The 17,691-nt window shown below is 59.2% G+C and carries 22 protein-coding genes, 1 tRNA gene and 1 pseudogene; 19 read left to right on the forward strand and 5 right to left on the reverse strand.

Annotated elements, in window-relative coordinates; translation table 11 throughout:
* Positions 1-103 precede the first annotated feature (103 nt).
* Positions 104-1,384 (forward strand): tyrosine-type recombinase/integrase, encoded by a 1,281-nt coding sequence (locus tag ACZ42P_RS00485; RefSeq protein ID WP_464898152.1) that lies wholly within the window; start codon positions 104-106, stop codon positions 1,382-1,384.
* A 10-nt stretch (positions 1,385-1,394) separates the two neighbouring features.
* Here the strand turns inward: ACZ42P_RS00485 and ACZ42P_RS00490 are convergent.
* The 3 genes and pseudogenes from ACZ42P_RS00490 to ACZ42P_RS00500 form a co-directional block, all read right to left on the reverse strand.
* Positions 1,395-1,526: pseudogene (locus ACZ42P_RS00490) on the reverse strand (helix-turn-helix transcriptional regulator); the annotation flags it as partial.
* 91 nt (positions 1,527-1,617) lie between these two features.
* Positions 1,618-3,324 carry an ATP-dependent helicase gene (locus ACZ42P_RS00495; RefSeq protein ID WP_464898153.1) on the reverse strand — a complete coding sequence of 569 codons (1,707 nt, stop codon included), beginning with the start codon at positions 3,322-3,324 and terminating at the stop codon, positions 1,618-1,620.
* A gap of 4 nt (positions 3,325-3,328) precedes the next feature.
* Complete coding sequence (locus ACZ42P_RS00500; protein ID WP_464898154.1) at positions 3,329-3,976, reverse strand: hypothetical protein; 648 nt, start codon at positions 3,974-3,976, stop codon at positions 3,329-3,331.
* Positions 3,977-4,472: 496 nt separating this feature from the next.
* Between ACZ42P_RS00500 and ACZ42P_RS00505 the strand changes: the two genes are divergently transcribed.
* From ACZ42P_RS00505 to ACZ42P_RS00570, 14 genes are all read left to right on the forward strand, one after another.
* Positions 4,473-4,544: transfer RNA gene (locus ACZ42P_RS00505), tRNA-Asp, on the forward strand.
* Positions 4,545-4,805: 261 nt separating this feature from the next.
* Entirely contained in the window at positions 4,806-5,399 is a 594-nt protein-coding gene (locus ACZ42P_RS00510) for a hypothetical protein (RefSeq protein WP_464898155.1), read from the forward strand.
* Between the two features lie 9 nt (positions 5,400-5,408).
* Positions 5,409-5,819 carry a hypothetical protein gene (locus ACZ42P_RS00515; protein ID WP_464898156.1) on the forward strand — a complete coding sequence of 137 codons (411 nt, stop codon included), beginning with the start codon at positions 5,409-5,411 and terminating at the stop codon, positions 5,817-5,819.
* Positions 5,820-6,223: 404 nt separating this feature from the next.
* The gene (locus tag ACZ42P_RS00520) at positions 6,224-6,382 is read left to right on the forward strand and encodes a hypothetical protein (RefSeq protein WP_464898157.1); all 159 of its coding nucleotides are present in this window, start codon (positions 6,224-6,226) and stop codon (positions 6,380-6,382) included.
* A gap of 232 nt (positions 6,383-6,614) precedes the next feature.
* A complete protein-coding gene (locus tag ACZ42P_RS00525) occupies positions 6,615-7,451 on the forward strand; it encodes a PD-(D/E)XK nuclease-like domain-containing protein (RefSeq protein ID WP_464898158.1) in 837 nt (278 codons plus the stop codon).
* A 3-nt stretch (positions 7,452-7,454) separates the two neighbouring features.
* A complete protein-coding gene (locus ACZ42P_RS00530; protein WP_464898159.1) occupies positions 7,455-7,928 on the forward strand; it encodes a hypothetical protein in 474 nt (157 codons plus the stop codon).
* A 209-nt stretch (positions 7,929-8,137) separates the two neighbouring features.
* On the forward strand, positions 8,138-9,217 hold the full coding sequence (locus ACZ42P_RS00535; RefSeq protein WP_464898160.1) for a recombinase RecT: 1,080 nt from the start codon (positions 8,138-8,140) through the stop codon (positions 9,215-9,217).
* A 10-nt stretch (positions 9,218-9,227) separates the two neighbouring features.
* Complete coding sequence (locus ACZ42P_RS00540) at positions 9,228-9,503, forward strand: hypothetical protein (protein WP_464898161.1); 276 nt, start codon at positions 9,228-9,230, stop codon at positions 9,501-9,503.
* A 244-nt stretch (positions 9,504-9,747) separates the two neighbouring features.
* Positions 9,748-10,152, forward strand: coding sequence for a single-stranded DNA-binding protein (locus ACZ42P_RS00545; protein ID WP_464898162.1), 405 nt, complete (start codon positions 9,748-9,750; stop codon positions 10,150-10,152).
* 12 nt (positions 10,153-10,164) lie between these two features.
* Positions 10,165-10,404: a hypothetical protein gene (locus tag ACZ42P_RS00550; protein WP_464898163.1), complete on the forward strand. Its 240-nt coding sequence runs from the start codon at positions 10,165-10,167 to the stop codon at positions 10,402-10,404.
* Entirely contained in the window at positions 10,394-10,627 is a 234-nt protein-coding gene (locus ACZ42P_RS00555; protein ID WP_464898164.1) for a hypothetical protein, read from the forward strand. The genes ACZ42P_RS00550 and ACZ42P_RS00555 overlap by 11 nt, the downstream gene beginning before the upstream one ends.
* A gap of 152 nt (positions 10,628-10,779) precedes the next feature.
* Entirely contained in the window at positions 10,780-11,874 is a 1,095-nt protein-coding gene (locus tag ACZ42P_RS00560; protein WP_464898165.1) for a DUF7146 domain-containing protein, read from the forward strand.
* A 13-nt stretch (positions 11,875-11,887) separates the two neighbouring features.
* Positions 11,888-12,154: a hypothetical protein gene (locus tag ACZ42P_RS00565; protein ID WP_464898166.1), complete on the forward strand. Its 267-nt coding sequence runs from the start codon at positions 11,888-11,890 to the stop codon at positions 12,152-12,154.
* A 398-nt stretch (positions 12,155-12,552) separates the two neighbouring features.
* Entirely contained in the window at positions 12,553-12,897 is a 345-nt protein-coding gene (locus ACZ42P_RS00570; RefSeq protein ID WP_464898167.1) for a type II toxin-antitoxin system PemK/MazF family toxin, read from the forward strand.
* Here the strand turns inward: ACZ42P_RS00570 and ACZ42P_RS00575 are convergent.
* Entirely contained in the window at positions 12,894-13,370 is a 477-nt protein-coding gene (locus ACZ42P_RS00575) for a hypothetical protein (protein ID WP_464898168.1), read from the reverse strand. The two genes, ACZ42P_RS00570 and ACZ42P_RS00575, sit on opposite strands and share 4 nt — an antisense overlap.
* Positions 13,371-13,570: 200 nt before the next feature.
* Here ACZ42P_RS00575 and ACZ42P_RS00580 point away from each other — a divergent pair, with 200 nt between their 5' ends.
* On the forward strand, positions 13,571-16,396 hold the full coding sequence (locus ACZ42P_RS00580) for an adenosylcobalamin-dependent ribonucleoside-diphosphate reductase (protein WP_464898169.1): 2,826 nt from the start codon (positions 13,571-13,573) through the stop codon (positions 16,394-16,396).
* 245 nt (positions 16,397-16,641) lie between these two features.
* A complete protein-coding gene (locus ACZ42P_RS00585) occupies positions 16,642-16,830 on the forward strand; it encodes a hypothetical protein (protein ID WP_464898170.1) in 189 nt (62 codons plus the stop codon).
* On the opposite strand, the gene ACZ42P_RS00590 is transcribed toward ACZ42P_RS00585, so the two are convergent.
* On the reverse strand, positions 16,814-17,131 hold the full coding sequence (locus ACZ42P_RS00590; RefSeq protein WP_464898171.1) for a hypothetical protein: 318 nt from the start codon (positions 17,129-17,131) through the stop codon (positions 16,814-16,816). The genes ACZ42P_RS00585 and ACZ42P_RS00590 overlap by 17 nt on opposite strands.
* Before the next feature lie 94 nt (positions 17,132-17,225).
* Between ACZ42P_RS00590 and ACZ42P_RS00595 the strand changes: the two genes are divergently transcribed.
* Both ACZ42P_RS00595 and ACZ42P_RS00600 read left to right on the forward strand, forming a co-directional pair.
* The gene (locus tag ACZ42P_RS00595; protein ID WP_464898172.1) at positions 17,226-17,480 is read left to right on the forward strand and encodes a hypothetical protein; all 255 of its coding nucleotides are present in this window, start codon (positions 17,226-17,228) and stop codon (positions 17,478-17,480) included.
* Positions 17,473-17,619: a hypothetical protein gene (locus ACZ42P_RS00600; RefSeq protein ID WP_464898173.1), complete on the forward strand. Its 147-nt coding sequence runs from the start codon at positions 17,473-17,475 to the stop codon at positions 17,617-17,619. The genes ACZ42P_RS00595 and ACZ42P_RS00600 overlap by 8 nt, the downstream gene beginning before the upstream one ends.
* The last annotated feature ends 72 nt before the right edge of the window (positions 17,620-17,691 follow it).

The raw sequence follows: 17,691 nt of genomic DNA on the forward strand, positions 1-17,691 counted from the left end.
ATCAACCATGCGCAGGGCTTGTGATGGTATCGAAATCTACTAACCTGTTGATAAACAAAGAAAAAACGCTTGAATTCAGCGTTTGTTCTGTGATGGTATCGAGATGCTGTCCGACACCAAGCTTCGCAACCTCAAACCCAGGGAGAAACCATACAAGGTCGCCGACCGTGATGGTCTGTATGTGGTCGTCACACCCACGGGGACGATCTCATTCCGCTACAACTACCGGCTCAATGGTCGTCAGGAAACGCTGGTGCTCGGCCGTTATGGAACCGATGGCATCACGTTGGCCGAAGCGCGAGAAAGACTCCTGGCCGCAAAAAAGCTGGTCAGCGAAGGCAAGTCGCCGGCCCGCCAGAAGTCCAGGGAGATGCGGAAGCTCAGAGACGCCGAAACGTTCGGCACGTGGGCTGAGCTGTGGCTCAAGCATTACCCGATGGCTGAGTCCACCAGAGACATGCGCCGGTCGGTCTATGAGCGTGACCTGAAGGAACCATTTGGCCGACTCAAGATGACGGAGATCAGCCACGAAGATCTTCGGGAACTATGCGACAAAATCGTGGCGCGAGGTGCGCCGGCAACAGCCGTTCATGCGCGTGAAGTTGTCCACATGGTGTATCGGTACGCGCTGGATCGCGGGCATCGTTATGAAAACCCCGCAGAACTCGTGCGGCCCACATCCATTGCACGCTTCGAACCAAAAGACCGAGCACTGTCTCCACAAGAGATCTGGCTGCTCTATCAATACTTGGAGCGCGTATCGACCGCGCCGACCATCCGATTGGCGGTCAAGTTGCTGCTGTTGACGATGGTCAGGAAGTCGGAATTGACCGAAGCGACGTGGGACGAAGTCAACTTTACTTTGGCGACCTGGACCATTCCAGCGGAACGGATGAAGAGAAAGCGTCCACACGTGGTGTACCTGTCCCGCCAGGCATTGGATATTTTCGTTGCCCTCAAGACGTGCGCAGGCGGGTCACGTTACGTCTTGCCGTCACGCTACGATCCTGACATTCCCATGAGCAAGGCCACGCTGAATCAAGTGACGACTCTTGCGTGGAAGGCGGCGCAGGAAGATGGGAAGCCGTTAGGAAAGTTCTGTGTCCACGACTTGCGGCGGACGGCCTCGACCCTGCTTCACGAGGCCGGCTACAACACTGATTGGATCGAGAAGTGCCTCGCCCATGAGCAAAAGGGAGTAAGAGCGATTTATAACAAGGCTGAATATGCCGAGCAGCGTCGCGTCATGCTTCAGGACTGGGCTGACATGATCGACCGCTGGGTAAAGGGCGACCCGGCGCTTTGGGCCGTTGTGCCGCCGCCTTCCTCGCCTCTATCCATGCTTCGACCTCCCTCAAGTCCCATGCCACTGATCGCGGAGTGAGGGTGAATCGCCGCGGAAAGTCTCCGCGCTTTTCCATGTCGTAAATCGTTCGATCCGATAACGGAACGATCTTTCGAAGCTGCTTGCGGTTAATGAGCACCCGCCCAGGGATTTTGAGTTCATCTTCTTGAATGGTCCGCATAGTGTCTCCGTTACATGCTGGTTCTTGCTAGAAAATCTAAACCACCCATCCAGTGTTTTGGTGGGGCAAAAGCGCACACTTTTGAATCATTTCAAGCCAACCCGGCCTCCTCCAGGAAGCGCGATTCAAGACCTTCCTCGATGGCGCTGCTGAGGATGAGACGATGTCTGGCGCGGGTCATGCCGACGTATAGCAGACGCCGCTCGTCTTCCTCGGTCGAGTCGGTATGCGGCAAATTTCCGTCCTCGCAGCCCATGACCCACACATTGTCGAATTCGAGCCCCTTGGAGGCATGGAGAGTCATGATTTGCACGGCGGGTTTCTGGCGATTCGCATTGGGCCGGCCTAAGATGGAGAGCCGCTGCGCAAGCGAGCCTGGCATCTTGGCGATGGACGCTTCTAACCTTCTCAAGAGGTTTAACTGGTTTGGCTTGCAGTAATCCGCCAGAAAACCAGCAACGCCGTGTACGACCAGAGACGGCCTTCCTTTCGCTGCCTGTTTGACCCATCCCGCGAGCCCCATCCGCAAGCGAATGAGGATCTTTCGCGTGCTGTCGTCCTCCTGGGTATGGTCAATGGCCATGTCGAGCCGAGCGGCGCATCCACCTGAAGTGCGCCTGGAGTAGCCATTGACCCATTCGGGATGAATTCCGCAAAACGATAGGGCATTCGCGACCCCGGTCCACGAGTCGTCCAATGTCGTTCGCAGCAACCCGAGAAAGACGCTCCCAATGGAGTGTTCCCAGACACTCTTCCCTCCCGACCTGGTGTACGGCAATCCAGCGTCGGATAGCGCCGCCTCTGCGGCATCGAGGAGAGAATTGGTGCGCCCAAGGACAGCCCATTCCTGATCCTCGCCGCTCTTCTTGATCGCCTCGGCGATCAAATCAACCTCGTCCCATCGTGAGGGCGCGCGAACGACGCGAACTTCGCCAAGATCATCCCTGTGAGCGGTGATTTTCTTGACCGCCCGGTCTTTGTTGTGGGCGATCAGCTTGGCCGCGTGAGCCAGGATGTTGGGCGCACAGCGGTAGTTCACGGGGAGTGTGGTCTCGGTCGCAGACAGCGCAAACGTGATTTCCCTCAACCCTGCGTATCCCAGCGCGTGCCTGAAGGCGTACAGGCTTTGGTCGTCGTCCCCGACCAGGGTTACCTCGACCCCCGCCCGGCCGTGGAGGAGGATCCACTCCATCTGCACTTCATCCATGTCCTGCGCCTCGTCCACCAGCAGCCAGCGGATGGGCAGCGGAGTCATCTCGCCGTTAGCCATTTTGCGGACGGAGGCCAAAAGCAAGTCAGAGAAGTCCATTGCGCCCTCGGATTCCATGAGATCCTGGTAGGCGTGGAACAAGGCTTCGAGAGGCGGGGCGGAAAACAGCGGTGGCGTGAGGCGCGCCTTGGCGGCATCGACGGCCCGCACCACCTCATCGAACGAGAGCTCGGGCGCATGCTGCTCCCAGCATCTCCGCAGGACCGCCAGGCGCTCTCCTTCGGAGAGCAGGCGTAGCGGCTTTTTTCGGCTGGCTCGTTTTAGCTGCGCGAGCGCAAGGGAGTGGAATGTGCCAACGGCCAGACGCCGCGCATGCGCCTGACCGCAGGAGGCGAGGATTCTCGATCTCAGCTCCTCGGCCGCATCGCGGGTAAAGGTAACCGCGCACAGGCGGCCTTTGTGGTGGTTTGCCAGCAACCTGGCGGCGCGTTCCGAAAGAACACGTGTCTTGCCGGAACCCGGGCAGGCGAGGATGGTGCAGTGGCCGGTTGCGGCTACTGCGCGTTCCTGGAAGGGGTTGAGCTCCAATCGGCTATGCTGTGGTGGCGATGGACGAGGGCTCGACAACCGGAGGGTTATCGTGGTCGGAAGCGGCGGCCGGCTGGGCCTTGTCTCCGGCTTCGACCACGGCTTTATCGGCGCCACGGGCTTCCTTCTTCCTGGCCGCGATCACAGCTCGGCTGGCGATGGATCGAATGGTGCCGGCCAATCGGAGAAGCCGACGCTTCCATTCGTAGATGCTACGGGAGTAGTTGCCATCAGGAATGACGCCAGACAGCCACAGGGTGTCCAGCTTGGCGACGAGGCCATCGAATTCCCGAATGAGGCCAACGTAGCGCACGGCACGAGGAGAGGTGATCTTGGCCTCGACTTCCTTGGGATGAGAGTAATCAATGCCCTTGAACTCGATACCGTTCGCTTCAGCCAGTTTTTCGAGGCGGGCGGCCTCGCTCCGGATGTCCTCGAACAGCTTGTTCAGGCGCTCATCAACGACACCCTCGACTTCGCGGGCCTGTTCGTCTGTGCCGATGATTCTCAGCACCACCGAGAGGGAGAAGATCGCATTCGCGCACAGCTCGAAGCCTCGATCGAATACCTGCTGTGCATGGAACGAGTGGAGCTTGACCTTCTGGGTGAAGTAGGGGTGGCTCTTGGTGTTGTCTCGCGATGCAGTTGCCATGAATACCTCCCGAAACGATGGGCAGGAGGCCATGCTACGAAACATGAAACACAAAACGAGCGCGAAAAGCGCACCAAAATGCACCGTTTAGCATCGTGTTGGTGCTTGACATTACCAATCCGGTCGATAGAATTGGGATCACCATTCGATGTGCGTCACGCCTTCGGATGATCGAAAGTCCTAGCTGGGGACTCAAAAGAAACAGCACTCAACAGTCCGGCCACCACCAAGCGGCCGGTATCAGCTGGTCGCCGCGGTCGAGCGGCGGTCCATCAGGGGCGCATCTCGCCCAACCCTTGCCACGGGGTATTGCTGGCATAGGCTTGGGCGCGAGATCGTAAGACCTCCCCGTCGCGTTTGCGACGGGTCGAGGCAGCGCGCCCCGTGAACCTGCGTGAAAGGAAATCAGACAAAGCGGCGGGCGACTTGGAAGGTCGCCAGCGAAGGATACCTGTGCGCCTGACGAGCGCATCGAGGCGGGTATCGTTCGTCCGCTGGGGCGGTAGCTCAATGGGAGAGCAGCAGGCTGTCAACCTGTTGGTTGCGGGTTCAAGTCCCGTCCGCTCCATTCCCCGATCCGGCTTGCGGTGTTACACTGTAAGCGGAATCAGGCAGGCGCTCCGAGGAGATTCGGAGGGTTGACAGCCCCTCACCCAGTGGGGGTCTGCCGAATAGATTGGGGAACGACGCCTCGGCCACGGTCCGGGGCGTTCGTTTATCCAGCAGACGATTTCTCAACCCCTTCTCAACCCCATGGGGGCATTCGTGTCCCCGTGGGGCATGGTGTCTCCGTGGTTTCGTTTCATCAACCCAACCTCAGGAGACCAAAATGATGGAAAAACTCATGCTGATCCTCGCCATGGCCGGTTCTGTTGGCTGGCTCATCGACAAAGCCGCCTTCCTTCTCAAGAAGCCAGATGATGGTCTCAAGCAGCGTGACGAGCAGATTGCCCGTCTGCTGGAGGAGATCAAGCTCCAGAAGGAGCGGGCGGCCGAGGAAATCTCGAAACTTTCTGAGCAGCTTCGTCAGAGAGACGCGAAGATCGTCGATCTGATGGGGCGCTTGAAGGCGTTCGAGGTTCGCCTGTCGGCCAAGGAGGAAGATGCTGCCGAACGGGAGCCCGTTCAGCAGGAAATCGACCTCCGGCACACCGACCCGATGGCCGAAATAGATCGCGAGGCTGAGCAGAAGGCGAAGGCCTGCCTGGTTCACGCCAAGCGTCTGGCGCTGGCCGCCGTCGAGGCGACTGGGCGGGAAAAAACCCGCCTGATCGACGAAGCGAAGGCGCTCACGGCGAAAGCTGCGGAGTACCGAGCTGTGGCGGGCGGTGACCTGATGGCCAAGGAAGTCGCTGACAAGGCGATCAATAAGGCTCGGCGTGAGGGAAGGAGCCCGGCCGGCAAATTTGAGATCGTCGGTTGAGGCGGTAAAATGGCGCTCATGCACATCCCGCTCGAAATCTACGATCTTCTGGAAAGGCGGCTGGGGCGCGACGATGCGATGGCGGTGGCCAGGAGCATCGAGGCGTCGCTGGCGCTGATCGAGGAGCGTAGCCGGGAAATCGCCGCTCAGCGCAAGCTGGAAGTCAAGGAAGAACTTCGCGTCGAACTGCGCGACGAGTTGACGACGAAGGAAGACTTGGCGAAGCTGGAAGGCTTGCTCAGGGAAGACCTGGCGAAGCTGGAAGGCTCCATGAAGGAGCTGGAAGGCAGGGTGGAAGCAAGATTCGAAAGGCTGGACAAGAAGTTTTCGCTTCTGTTCATGGCGACGATCTTCGCGGTCATCTTCGTCAACCAGAACGCTCTGGAGTTTCTGGCGCGAGTGGCAGGGTTGATCAAATAGCCCGACGACTTCAACAACCCCTCGGGGGCGCTTTTGCCCCCAGGGGCATGGTGCCTCCGTGGGATTCATCAACCCAGGAGGCATAAATGGAAGTTGTGATTTTTCTTATCTGCGTTCTTTCCGGCCTGGTCATCAGCCGTCCGATCGTTCGGGCGCTGGGACTCCGGTAACGCTCAAACCGCCTGTGGGATTCCCCGCAGGCCAGAGGTCTTTCCATGGAGAGACTTCCGGCCTGCGGGGTTGCCACGGGCGCGTATCAAGCCTGGCAACTCTTGCGGGGTTTAGTCAACCCAGAAAGGAGTAGCCAATGACAGTTATTCTCATGATGTGCGCGTTTTCTGGCTTTGTGATAAGCCGCCCAATCGTTCGAGCGATGGGGCTGCGGTAACAAAGGAGGGGAGCGCATGACAAATCATGTCATTGAGCGCATGTACAAGGCGATCCCGTTTTCAATGGCTTGTGAACTGCATCAACGCCTGAAATCTGGCTGCCTGTCTCCCGAAACCAGGAAGATGCTGCAAGAAGCATTGAAAATGTCGGGTATTGCAAAACGTGCGGCTTGATCACGCGCCCCGCTCAAGTAGCGGGGCTTTCCAGAGCGCGCTTCATGAGTGCGCCCTGGAAAGCAACGATTGTCGCTCCTGGGTAACCAAGAGCACATGGCGGTAGCTGGCCGCTCAAAACAATCAGCATCAAGGTGCTGCGCTGGGCAACTGGTGCAGCGTTTCTCAACCCCATGCCGGGGCGCTCAAACCCCGGCAAGGGGGACGAGCGCCTCCGGCGAAAGGAGGCACCATGAAGATCGAAAACGTCGGTCTGCTGTCTATGCCGGCAGACCAGTATCATGCTCACCCAGCCGTGGGACACTCTGGGTTGGCGCGCATCATCCGCTCTCCCGCTCATTACCAGGAGTATATGAGCAATCCGCCAGAGCCGACCCTAGCCATGGTTCTCGGGACAGCATTCCACGCAGCGCTGCTGGAACCAGAGCGGTTTAGCCAATCCTTCGTGCTGGCGCCGAAGCTTGACCGGCGCACCAAGGAGGGAAGGGCGGCAGCCGAGGCCTGGGTGGCGGAAAACGCGGGGAAAACCCCGCTGACCGCTGAACAGATGGAGACCATCCAGCAGATGGTGGCTAGCGTGAGAAATCACGCTGGGGCGGCCAGTCTGCTGGCAAACGGCATGGCCGAGATGTCCGGCTTCTGGAGTGACCACGAGACCGGCATCGAATGCAAATGCCGGCCGGATTTTTTGGCCATGGCAGGGGAGACCGTCACCGGCATCGTAGACGTAAAGACCTGCTGCGACGCAAGCGCCGATGGTTTTGCTCGCGCTATCGCGACGCTTGGATATGACGTCCAAGCGGCGTTCTACCAGGACGGGCTAAAAGCCCTGACCGGTAGGACGGTCACCTTTTACTTCATCGCCGTCGAGAAGGAAGCGCCCTATGCAGTCGCGGCATACAAGGCGAGCGATGAGGTAATCGAGATCGGGCGCGCGAAATATCGTGCAGCGCTCCAGCTACTCCGCTGGTGCCGCGAGAACGACCGCTGGCCGGCCTACCAGCCCAACGGGGAGGTCGAAACGATCAACCTGCCGCGCTGGGCGTCGAACTTCGACATGGAGGGCTGAACCATGATCTACACAAAGTTCATGTTGACTCCGGGTGTTCAGTGGGTCGAGACCGCGTCGCTCGTGGGGCCGGAAGGCATCTACTTCCGTCCGATGCCAGACCATCGCAGTGCCGTGGAGTTTGCGATGGATCACGCAGACGATGGCTTCGCTGGCCGTCCCGCAGTCGCCATGATGGGCTACGACCCGGAGGGTGGCAGGTGGGAAACGCTTGTCGTCTGCCATTCCGCGCATGGCTTGAAACGACGTGTGTGGATGATGTTCGGCCTGAACATCGAGTGGGACGGCGACGCTCCGCTTGAGTTTGATCGCGGACAAGGAATCAAGATGACCAAGTACACCGCTCACGGCGGCGAATCTGTCATCTCCTTCTCCGGTCTCATGACCGGCATGGTCGCCGCGCGCTCGGCAGATGAGAAGCTGCGGGCGGAAATCCTTGCGGCGCGCTTGGGGGTCACCATCAAGGAGGAATCCTGATGGTGAAGTTCGAGCGTAATGGCAAGGAAAGCGGTTCATAAGCAGTCAGGCCGAATCGATCGTTTCGAGAAACTGCGCGAAGCGAAAGAGGAAGCCGTCAAGTCGGCCTGCTAGACCGCTAGCAGGCCAATTCAACCGGGCGGGAGCCCATGCGTCTCCCGCCAGGGAGCCATGGTGCGACCGCCTTTTCTTTTCAAAAGGAGAACACCATGGCACTTCAAACTCTCAAGAACCTCAACCGCACCACCCCGGCTGAAGCCCAGACGCAAGGCTTCCCGGCAATGCTTGAACGGTTCAAGGGAGAGATTGCTAGGGCGCTGCCCAAGCATATCAACCCCGACCGGATGGCGCGGATCGCGCTCACCGCATTTCGCATGACACCCAAGCTCGGCGAATGCGATCCGCGTAGTGTGTTCGCAGCCGTCATCCAGGCCTCACAACTCGGTCTGGAGGTCGGGCTGATGGGTGAGGCGCACTTGGTCCCCTTCGGAGATCAGTGCCAACTCATCCCCGGTTACACTGGGTTGATGAAGCTCGCTCGCCAGAGCGGCCTCGTGCAGGACATCTACGCCCACGAGGTGCGTGTGAACGACAAGTTCACGCTCAAACTCGGGATGGAGCGCAGTTTGGAGCACGAGCCGCTCACAGGGCCCGGCGGCTTCCCTGCTTCCGATGAGGAGCGGGGTGAGGTTGTCGGGTTTTATGCTGTTGCTGTGTTCAAGGATGGTTCTCGTACCTTCGTGGCGATGAGCCGCAAGGAAGTCGAGAAGATCCGTGACAACAGTAAAGGCTACCAGGCAGCCAAGCGGTACAAGAAGGAATCTGTCTGGGATTCCGACTTCACCGCCATGGGACTGAAAACGGCGATCCGTCGCCTCTGCAAGTTCCTGCCCAAGTCGCCGGAACTTGCGACGGCTCTGGCGCTTGACACTGCTTCTGAACTTGGGAGGCCGCAGAACCTCGACATCAAGGAGGCGATCGACGGCGCTTACGCGCCAGTATTCGAAGAGGTCGTCGACGAAGAAACGGGGGGAGCACTGGAAGCCGCACCAAAGGAAGAAGCCAAGCCCGAGGCGAAGGCCCAAGCCAAGCCGGTGGGCGAAGAAGGCAAGGCCACCAAGCCGAACGCCAAACTTGCGGCGGCGGTGCAGGCGATGGAGAAGGCAACTTCAAAGGAAGCTCTCGACGAACTCTACATTCGTCTTGAGCCTGATTTCGAAGGTGCTGATCTTGAAGCCATGATGCGCGAGTATCGTCGCATCAAGGCCGATCTCGGTAGCCTGATCTAAGGAGGGCGTCATGGCTTATCCGTGGTACTCAACCGGGCTGCGTGTTGCCGGACCCAATCAGACGGCAGCCGTGACCGTCGAAAAAAACAGCGAGACGGGCGCGAAACGCCTGAAACTCGATGTTCTGATCGGTCGCCGCATCAAAACCGCTACGGTTCCTTCGTTAGATGGGATCGTGGCGGCTGGAGAGAAAATTCTCCAGAAGGCGGGCTGTGATGACGCTCAAATGATCGAGGACATCAAGCACCTGTCTCGGTCCGAACGTCTGGCAGCAGTGCTTGACTAACCATTCCCCCGCGCTTCGGCGCGGGGCTTCCCCAAATGCATCGTCAGGTGCGTTTCGGAAAGCGGAATTGTTCTCTCTGGCTATGCCAAAGAGACATGAAGGTAGCTGGCCTTCTGAAACAAACAGCATTGAAGCGGCAGACGGGCGACCGGCTGCCATTCCGAAACCCAGGCGGGAAACGCCATGTCTCCCGCCAGGGGGCATGGTGCGACCGCCTTTTTCTTATTCTGAAAGGAGAATCACCATGCTGAACAAAGTACAACTGATCGGTTTTCTGGGCGCGGACCCAGAGGTTCGTTATACCCAAGAACAAGAAGCCGTCACCCGCGTGCGAATCGCCACCAGCGAAACCTGGAAGAAGAACGGCGAGAAGCACGAAAAGACGGAGTGGCACAACGTCGTGTTCTTCGGGAAACTCGCTGAAATCGTCGGCGAACACCTGAAGAAAGGCTCCCTGGTGTATGTCGAGGGCCACCTCCAGACCCGTTCATGGGAGAAGGATGGCGAAAATCGCTACACCACGGAGATCGTCGCCGAGAGCATGAAAATGCTCCCGAGTGGTGGCGGCAAGGTCAAGGAAGCGCCAGATGCGTCCAAGCAGACGCAGAAGGGGAAATCCAAGCCGAGCTATGACGATGGGCCGTTCTGATGGAGGTGGGCAATGGAAATCGTAACCGTTGTCCTGCCCGCGTCGTGGGCCTCGGCCTTGGTCAACAACGATTGGTCTGGTCTGGAGTATGACGATCCCGACGGCGCTGCCAAGGCGAAAGCCTGGCAGGCGGACTCCGGGCTGTCAGTGCTCTCGTGCGGCGAAGAAGAATTTGTCGCACGATACGATGGTCTGCTGACAATGTGCCTTGAGTACCACTGTACCCCGGTTGGAGGAAATCATGAGCAATGAACTCCCTCCATGCCGAGCAGATTTCGAGGCGGCGCTCTCAAGAATTGAGAGCGGTCTAGCGACAGCAGAGGACGCCGCGCTCATCCATCAGTACGTGGCCGACATGGAGGAAGGCATGAACTACCTCCTTGATCTGTTAAGGCGCGAACGCGAATCCAGCAATCGCTTGCAGCGGGCGCTGGAGGAGGCGTTCAACTCAGGGTCTGGGGCTTACATCCCCTGACCCAGACCAACCCCAGCCGGGGAGCTTCTCCCCGGTTTGGGGAAGCTCTTCGGCTGGTTTGCTTCAATACCCCAGACCGGGGCATCTCCAAGTGCCTCCTTCTGGGGGGTTCTTCGGGATGCCCCGACTGGGGCTTTTCAGAGGAGAACCGTATGAAAGCCGAAGAAGTAAGACCAATGGCACGAGGACGGTGGGGAAAAATCCTCGCAGGCCTTGCGCCGCAGTTGCAACCTGCGCTTGACCGCGTAGGCCGCCACGTTCCGTGCCCAGTGCACGGAGGCAAGGACGGATACCGCGTTTTCAAGGATGTAGATGAAACCGGAGGGGGTGTCTGCAACACCTGCGGGGTGTTTGCAGACGGGTTCGCCACCCTGATGTGGGCGAATGGTTGGGACTTCCCGACCGCGCTCAGGGCGGTGGCGGACTACTTGCGTGCGGGGGTTAGCACAGGGAGACCCGCGGGCAAAGCGGCGAAGCCCGAGCCCCTGAATGGCGAAGAGGACGATGTTGCGGCAAACGAAAAGCTCCGCCAAGCTCTCAACCGCGTCTGGAACGAGTCGGTCCCGATCTCGGATCGGGACGCCGAACCGGCCAGGCTGTATCTGGCCCGGCGCGGAATATCGATCCCACCGCCCGAGGCTCTCCGGTTCCATCCGGAGCTGGCATACCACGACGGGGACAAGAAGGTTGGGGGGTACCCGGCCATCATCGCCATGGTGTCCGGCATCCAAGGTAATCCGGTAACGATTCATCGGACATACCTGACCAAGGACGGGCAAAAGGCTCCGGTGGAATCCCCTAAAAAACTGATGAGCTACCCAAAGGATCGGAAGCTTATCGGAGGGTCTATCCGGCTGGTCGATGCTGGGCCTGTCCTTGCGGTGGCCGAAGGGCTGGAAACGGCCCTGGCGGTCATGGAGGGGACTGGTCTTCCTGTGTGGTGCGCGGTCAACGCGCTCATGCTGGAAAACTTCGTTCCTCCGGCCGGAGTGAGCCGGGTCATCGTATTCGCGGACAAGGACCGGCCGACCCAACAACACCCGAAAGGACATGGACAGGAAGCTGCAAAGCTGCTCGTCCAGCGTCTCTGGGAGATGGGGATCAAGGCATCGGCCATCGTTCCGGCAGGGGAGATTCCGCCAGGCCAGAAATCTCTGGACTGGTTGGACATCCTCAATCGGGACGGAAAGGCTGGGTTTCCGACCTTGATGTCCATCGATGAACGCGTCATGCGCCGTGTGGCGTGAAGGAGATGATGCCATGTACGGTCTCATCAACTTTCGGGTGATCAACACCGATCCAGGTGCGAATACGGCGTTCGCTCCACCAAAGGATTGGCAAGGCGACTATCGTCAATACATGCGCGACCGCTGGAAGCATGACCCCGGTGTTAGGCAGCATGTGGCCGTGGTTGGCCGCTTGCTCGCATTAGGCGAGCGGGTGGAGTTCCACGGGCGTTTTGCCAATGAGGCTAGGCGGATCGCTGAGGCGGTATGGAAAGGGGGTCGCCATGATAACGTGGCCTGATCTCCAGTTGCCGCCGATAAATCTCTGGACTGCGCCGCGATTGGTGGTTCAGCCAGAAAGCATCAAAAAAGCGCCAACACCCAAGCCGGCAGCATGCCGGACAAGGGTGAGCCCTCTGATTACCATCAGGAAACTGACGGAGGCGCGTTAGCGCCCCCCGCCGCAAGGCGGGGCTTTTCCCAGCACATCGGACGGTGTGCTGAGAACAGCCAAGTTTCTTCCTGCCGGGATATTCCGGTGGGTGGATGGTCCTAGCTGGGGACTCAAAAGAAACAGCATCTAGGCAGCAGACGGGCGACCGGCTGCCATTCCGAAACCCCGTGGGGAACATGTTTCCCCGCAGGGGATGCGCGTCTCTCCACGACCGATGCCGGACGGTATCCGGTTTGGAGACGATCATGGAAGGAGATATCGTTCTTGCCCCGTTTCGTTTCTCCGAGACGGAGCAGAAAAAGCTTCGCCCCTGCCTGGTATGGCAGGTTACACCAGTGGCAGTGGTGCTGGTGTACATATCAAGCCAGCATGTCTGCCACGACGGGGGCTACCCCACCGAAGTCGGCCTCAACGAAAAAGAGGCCGCTGCGATCGGGCTCGTCAAGCCGAGTCGCATCGACTTCGGAAAACGGGATAGCTGCCTCCCAGGTCAAATCCGGAAGGTTTTCGGGAATATCCGGAATCTTCCCAAGAAGAAGCTCTGGGAGTGCAAGGAGGCAGCCCAGGCAGCCTCCTTGCTGCGGCTTTAGCCAGCCGAATGCCCGGCAATGGCTGCCCGCGAGCCCCATTCCTCAGGCGCAAGTTCCTCGTTCTCTTTGAGGAACTTTGCCTTGAGGTGACGCTTCGCGTCTGGCGACGAGGCAGACCGGACAGCGGCCTGTTGTTCTTCGGTCAGAAACTGGAACAGCAGGTTGCTTTCCAGCTCGTCGTCGTCTTCGTGAGGAAGCGGAACACCCTTGGCGATCCGCTCCTTCACGCGCTCGATGAAAGCAGGATCGTGGTTGAGGTAGGTAATACCGCCGACCTTGACCCCGTGCCGCTTGAATTCGAGCTCTTCGAGCATGTCTTCCTCTCCGGCAAGACGCTGCCAAGCCTGGTTGATCGCGTAGGCAACCGCCTTGTTCTGAGACACACCGAGAAACTCGGCAATGTCCTTCAGGCGTTGATGCGTGGTCTCGAAGGTAGAAGTTTTGTCGGAGAAGCGAACGACGAGTGATTTCATAGTGCCTCCTGTAGTATCACAATGATACTACCAAGAGGTGATTTGTCAACCCCCAGCCGGGGAGATGCCCCGGTCGGGGCTCTCCTTTGCGGTGGGTTTCCAACCAACGCCCCTCGACAGGGCCTTCCATAGCGCCTGGTCGCGGGCGTTACGGCAGGCCCTGTCAGGGGTTTCGTGCAACCGACGTAAAGGAGAAACAAATGAAGATCGAACTTCAAGAAGTGAGCGCCAGGGAACTGGCCAACAAATACTTCCGTGGGTCAGAACGCACCATGGAGGAACTCAAGGCGAGAATCGCCAACGGCCTCGCCAAAAACGAGGCCGACCGAGAGAAGTGGGCTGGCGTGTTTCAAAACGCGCTGGACTACATCATCCTGGGCGGAAGAATTAACGCGAGCGCCGGGGTGGACGACGTGCAGACCACGTGGATCAACTGCTTCGTCCAACCACTTGCAGACTCGGTTTACGAGCCGGTCGATGGCGTGCCGGGCATTATGGAGGCGGCGCGGCAGGCGGCGCAGACGATGCGTCTGGGCGGCGGGGTCGGATACGACTTTAGCCCCATCCGGCCGAAGGGGGCCTGGATCGCCAAGACCAAATCCCTTGCCTCCGGCCCGATCAGCTACATGGAGATTTTCAACTCCATGTGCTCGACGGTGATCTCCGCCGGCGCCAGGCGTGGCGCCCAAATGGGCATCCTGCGCTGCGATCACCCGGACATCGAGGAGTTCATCGTGTGCAAGCGCGTCGATGATCCAAACATGCCGTGGGATCGCCGCCCGTTCCGTAACTTCAACCTCTCGGTTGGGGTGACGGACGTGCTGATGAAGGCCGTGGAAGCCGATGGCGAGTTCGAGCTGGTCCATGTGGCCGAGCCCGGACCCGACATCAAGGCGCAAGGTGCATACCAGCGCCCAGACGGGTTGTGGGTGTACCGCAAGGTGCGCGCCCGCGACCTGTACAACAAAATCATCCGCGCAACCTATGATCGCGCGGAGCCCGGGGTGGTGTTTCTGGACCGCATCAACCAGGACAACAACCTGCGCTACGTGGAGCGCATTGCCGCGACCAACCCGTGTGGCGAACAACCGCTTCCTCCTTACGGATGCTGCGATCTCGGGCACGTGAATCTGACCAAGCTCGTGCGTGAGCCTTTCACGCCGGGCGCGAGGTTCGACTTTGGCAAGCTCGAAGAGGTAGTTCCGGTACTTGTCCGGATGCTGGACAACGTGCTTGATCTTACCCCCTGGCCGTTGCCGGAGCAGCAACGCGAGGCGCAAGCCAAGCGGCGCATCGGCATCGGTATCACGGGTCTTGGTGACACGCTCATCATGCTGGGCTTGAAATACAGCTCAGCGGAGGGGCGTGAGTTTGCCCGTCTGGTCATGGAGCGTATTCGCAACGTGGCCTACGAGGCATCGGTGGAGCTGGCGAAAGAGCGCGGGGTGTTCCCCCTGTTCGACGCTGATAAGTACCTGGAGGAAGGCACCTTTGCAAGCCGCCTGCCTGAAAGCCTCAAAAAGGCGATCCGGAAGCACGGCATCCGCAACAGCCACCTCTTGAGCCTAGCTCCAACTGGCACGGGGTCGCTGACCTTCGGCAACAACTGCTCGAGCGGTTGCGAGCCGGTCTTCGATTTCGTTCAGAAGCGTTTCATCATGCAACCAGATGGAACGCGCCAGGAGGCGGAGCTGGTGGACTATGCCTACCTCGTCTATCGCGAGATGGGCGGGGATACGGACAACCTGCCGGACTACTTCGAATCGGTGGCAACCCTCAAGGTGGCCGACCACGTGGAGATGCTGAAGGCCCTTGCGCCTTACGTCGATGCTGCCATCAGCAAGACGGTGAATGTTCCGGCCGACTATAGCTTCGAGGACTTCAAAGGCATCTACATGGAAGCGTGGAAGGCTGGCCTAAAGGGGATCACCACCTATCGCCCCAACGATGAGATTGGCGCCGTGCTGATTTCGTCGTCGGATGCCAAGAAACAGGCGGAAGACCTGGACGAGTCTGATCCTGATCGGCGTCTCAAGCTCGCAGCAGTGCCGGAAACGGTTCTCAAGAGCATGCGCTGGCTGGATAGACCGCACATGGCGGACGGCAACCCGGCCCACACCTACATGGTGGAGTCGCCGGAAGGCGATTTTGCCGTGCAGATCGGGCACTTCGTAAACGGCGATACGCACCCGTTCGAGGTGTGGGTCAATGGCTCCGAATGCCCGCGCGGGCTTGGGGCCATCGCGAAGACGCTTTCGGCAGACATGCGGTCCTACGATCGCGGTTGGCTGAGGCTCAAGCTCGAAGCCTTGCAGAAATGCAAGGGCGAGCCCTTCGAAATGCCCATGCCCCCGGACGGTGCGACAAAAATCATGCCTGGCGCGGTCGCCGCGCTGACGTGGTTGGTGGCCTACCACTGTGCCAAGACGGGATGGTTCGACAAGGATGGCGACAACACCCTCACGTCGGCCATGATGTTCCGCAAGGAACCCAAAACGGGCACGGGTGGCACGCTGTCCTGGACGGTGGATGTCAAGAACCCGGCAACGGGGGATGACTTCGTGCTGTTCGTCAAGGAACTGGAGATGCCTGATGGCACCCGCCGGCCGTACTCGGTCTGGCTTGCCGGAGAGTATCCCAAGACGTTCGACGGGCTATGCAAGCTGCTGTCCATCGACATGCGTATCGTCGATCCGGCGTGGATCGGGATGAAGCTGCGGAAACTGTTGACCTACAAGGAACCGCAAGGGGATTTCCTCGCCAAGGTTCCGGGCAGCGAGAAGCAGCAAAACTTCCCGTCCACGGTCGCATACATCGCGCGACTGCTGCTGCATCGATATGCGCAACTCGGCATCCTCGACGAGGAAGGCCGAGTGAGCGGAAGCGTGGAACCGGCATTCGCCGGCGAAGCGCCGAAGCGCGGTGTGGCAGGCCGCGAGTGCCCTGAGTGCGGTGTCAAGGCCGTGATCAAGTACAACGGCTGCGACAAATGCACGAACTGCGGGTACACCGGCTCGTGCGGGTAATCCGTGTTCCCCCCCTTGCGCCGCAAGGCGCGGGGGATTTTCAAAGGGGCGCCAGGCGCTCCTTCGAAAATCCTCTGCATTCCGTAATGGATGCGGGATCGGCGGTAGCTGGCCGCGCCGAAAGGTAAAACAGCAATCAGGCGCTGAACCGGTCACCCGGTCCAGCATTCATCAACCCCGGCCGGGGGCGCTCGTCTCCGGTCGGGGACGCATGCGCCCAGGCGATTCATCGAAAGGAGAGTCAAGTGGGCGTGCTATTCGATATGGCGGCGTTCTTCAGTTGGTTGAGGGAAGCTAGCGAAAGCGAGCTTGCGGAGCGTCACGAAATCGTGATCGCCTTCATCCAGAAGGCTAGAACCGATAATGCGAAGGAAGAAGCTCAGTACCTTCTTCGCAAGATCGAGGAAGAAATGCTGGCTAGGATGATGAAATGAGGCTCAACCCAAGCTCGTTGCGCCTTTGCATCACCGAAATCAGGTTACGGGCTTCATCATGACGCCCATCGATGATGGCGAGCAGCGTATCCCTCTCAAGCGGGTCTTTGGCTCGTTTGCGGATACGCTCTCCAATCAATCCCTCGATCTCTGAATAGGAGAGTTTGAACAGCTCGCACAGCCGATCAAACTCGTCGTGATCGAGAAGCCACGGCTGGTTGAACAGGAGACGCTTCTTGCGCTCAAGTTCGGCCTTGCCGCCATCGACGACCGTGAAAGCTTGTTTGCGTGACTTGTTCATGCAGATAGTTTAGCACGGTTCTGTTCCAACCCCCTGCGGGGCACCCTCTGCCCCCAAGGGGGCATGGTGCCTCCGCGAAGACAAAAGGAGACCCATGGGAAAAGTCAAGATTCTTGGCGAGTTCGTTGGTCATCTCGCGGTTGGCGCGGCGATGTTTGCGGCGCTTTTGATCTTCGGTGGAATTATCAGCATGCTGGTACATTGGGTTGAGCCTGTCGTTGGTGATACCCAGTTCATCTTCTTGATGAAGGTGGTCGAGAAGATTATCCTGTATGCGGATGTTGGATTCGTCGTGTGGTGGGCGATCTATTCCACCTACAAGGCGATCAAGGAGATGACCGATGAGTGATTTCTTGCAAGGATTCATCAAGGGAGCCAAAGAAACTCCGCGAGGTTACTTTGCTCCCCTTGTCGCCATTTGGCGGCTGCTTGTCAGCGTCACGGACTCGCTGGTGTCCCAAAGCCAGAAGAAAACCGTTACGCATTAACTTGGCCGACGCCTTGTACTAGTTACCAGTTCCTCAACCCCTTGGGGGCACCCTCTGCCCCCAAGGGGGCAT

It is taken from the genome of Thiobacter subterraneus (genome assembly GCF_055379455.1).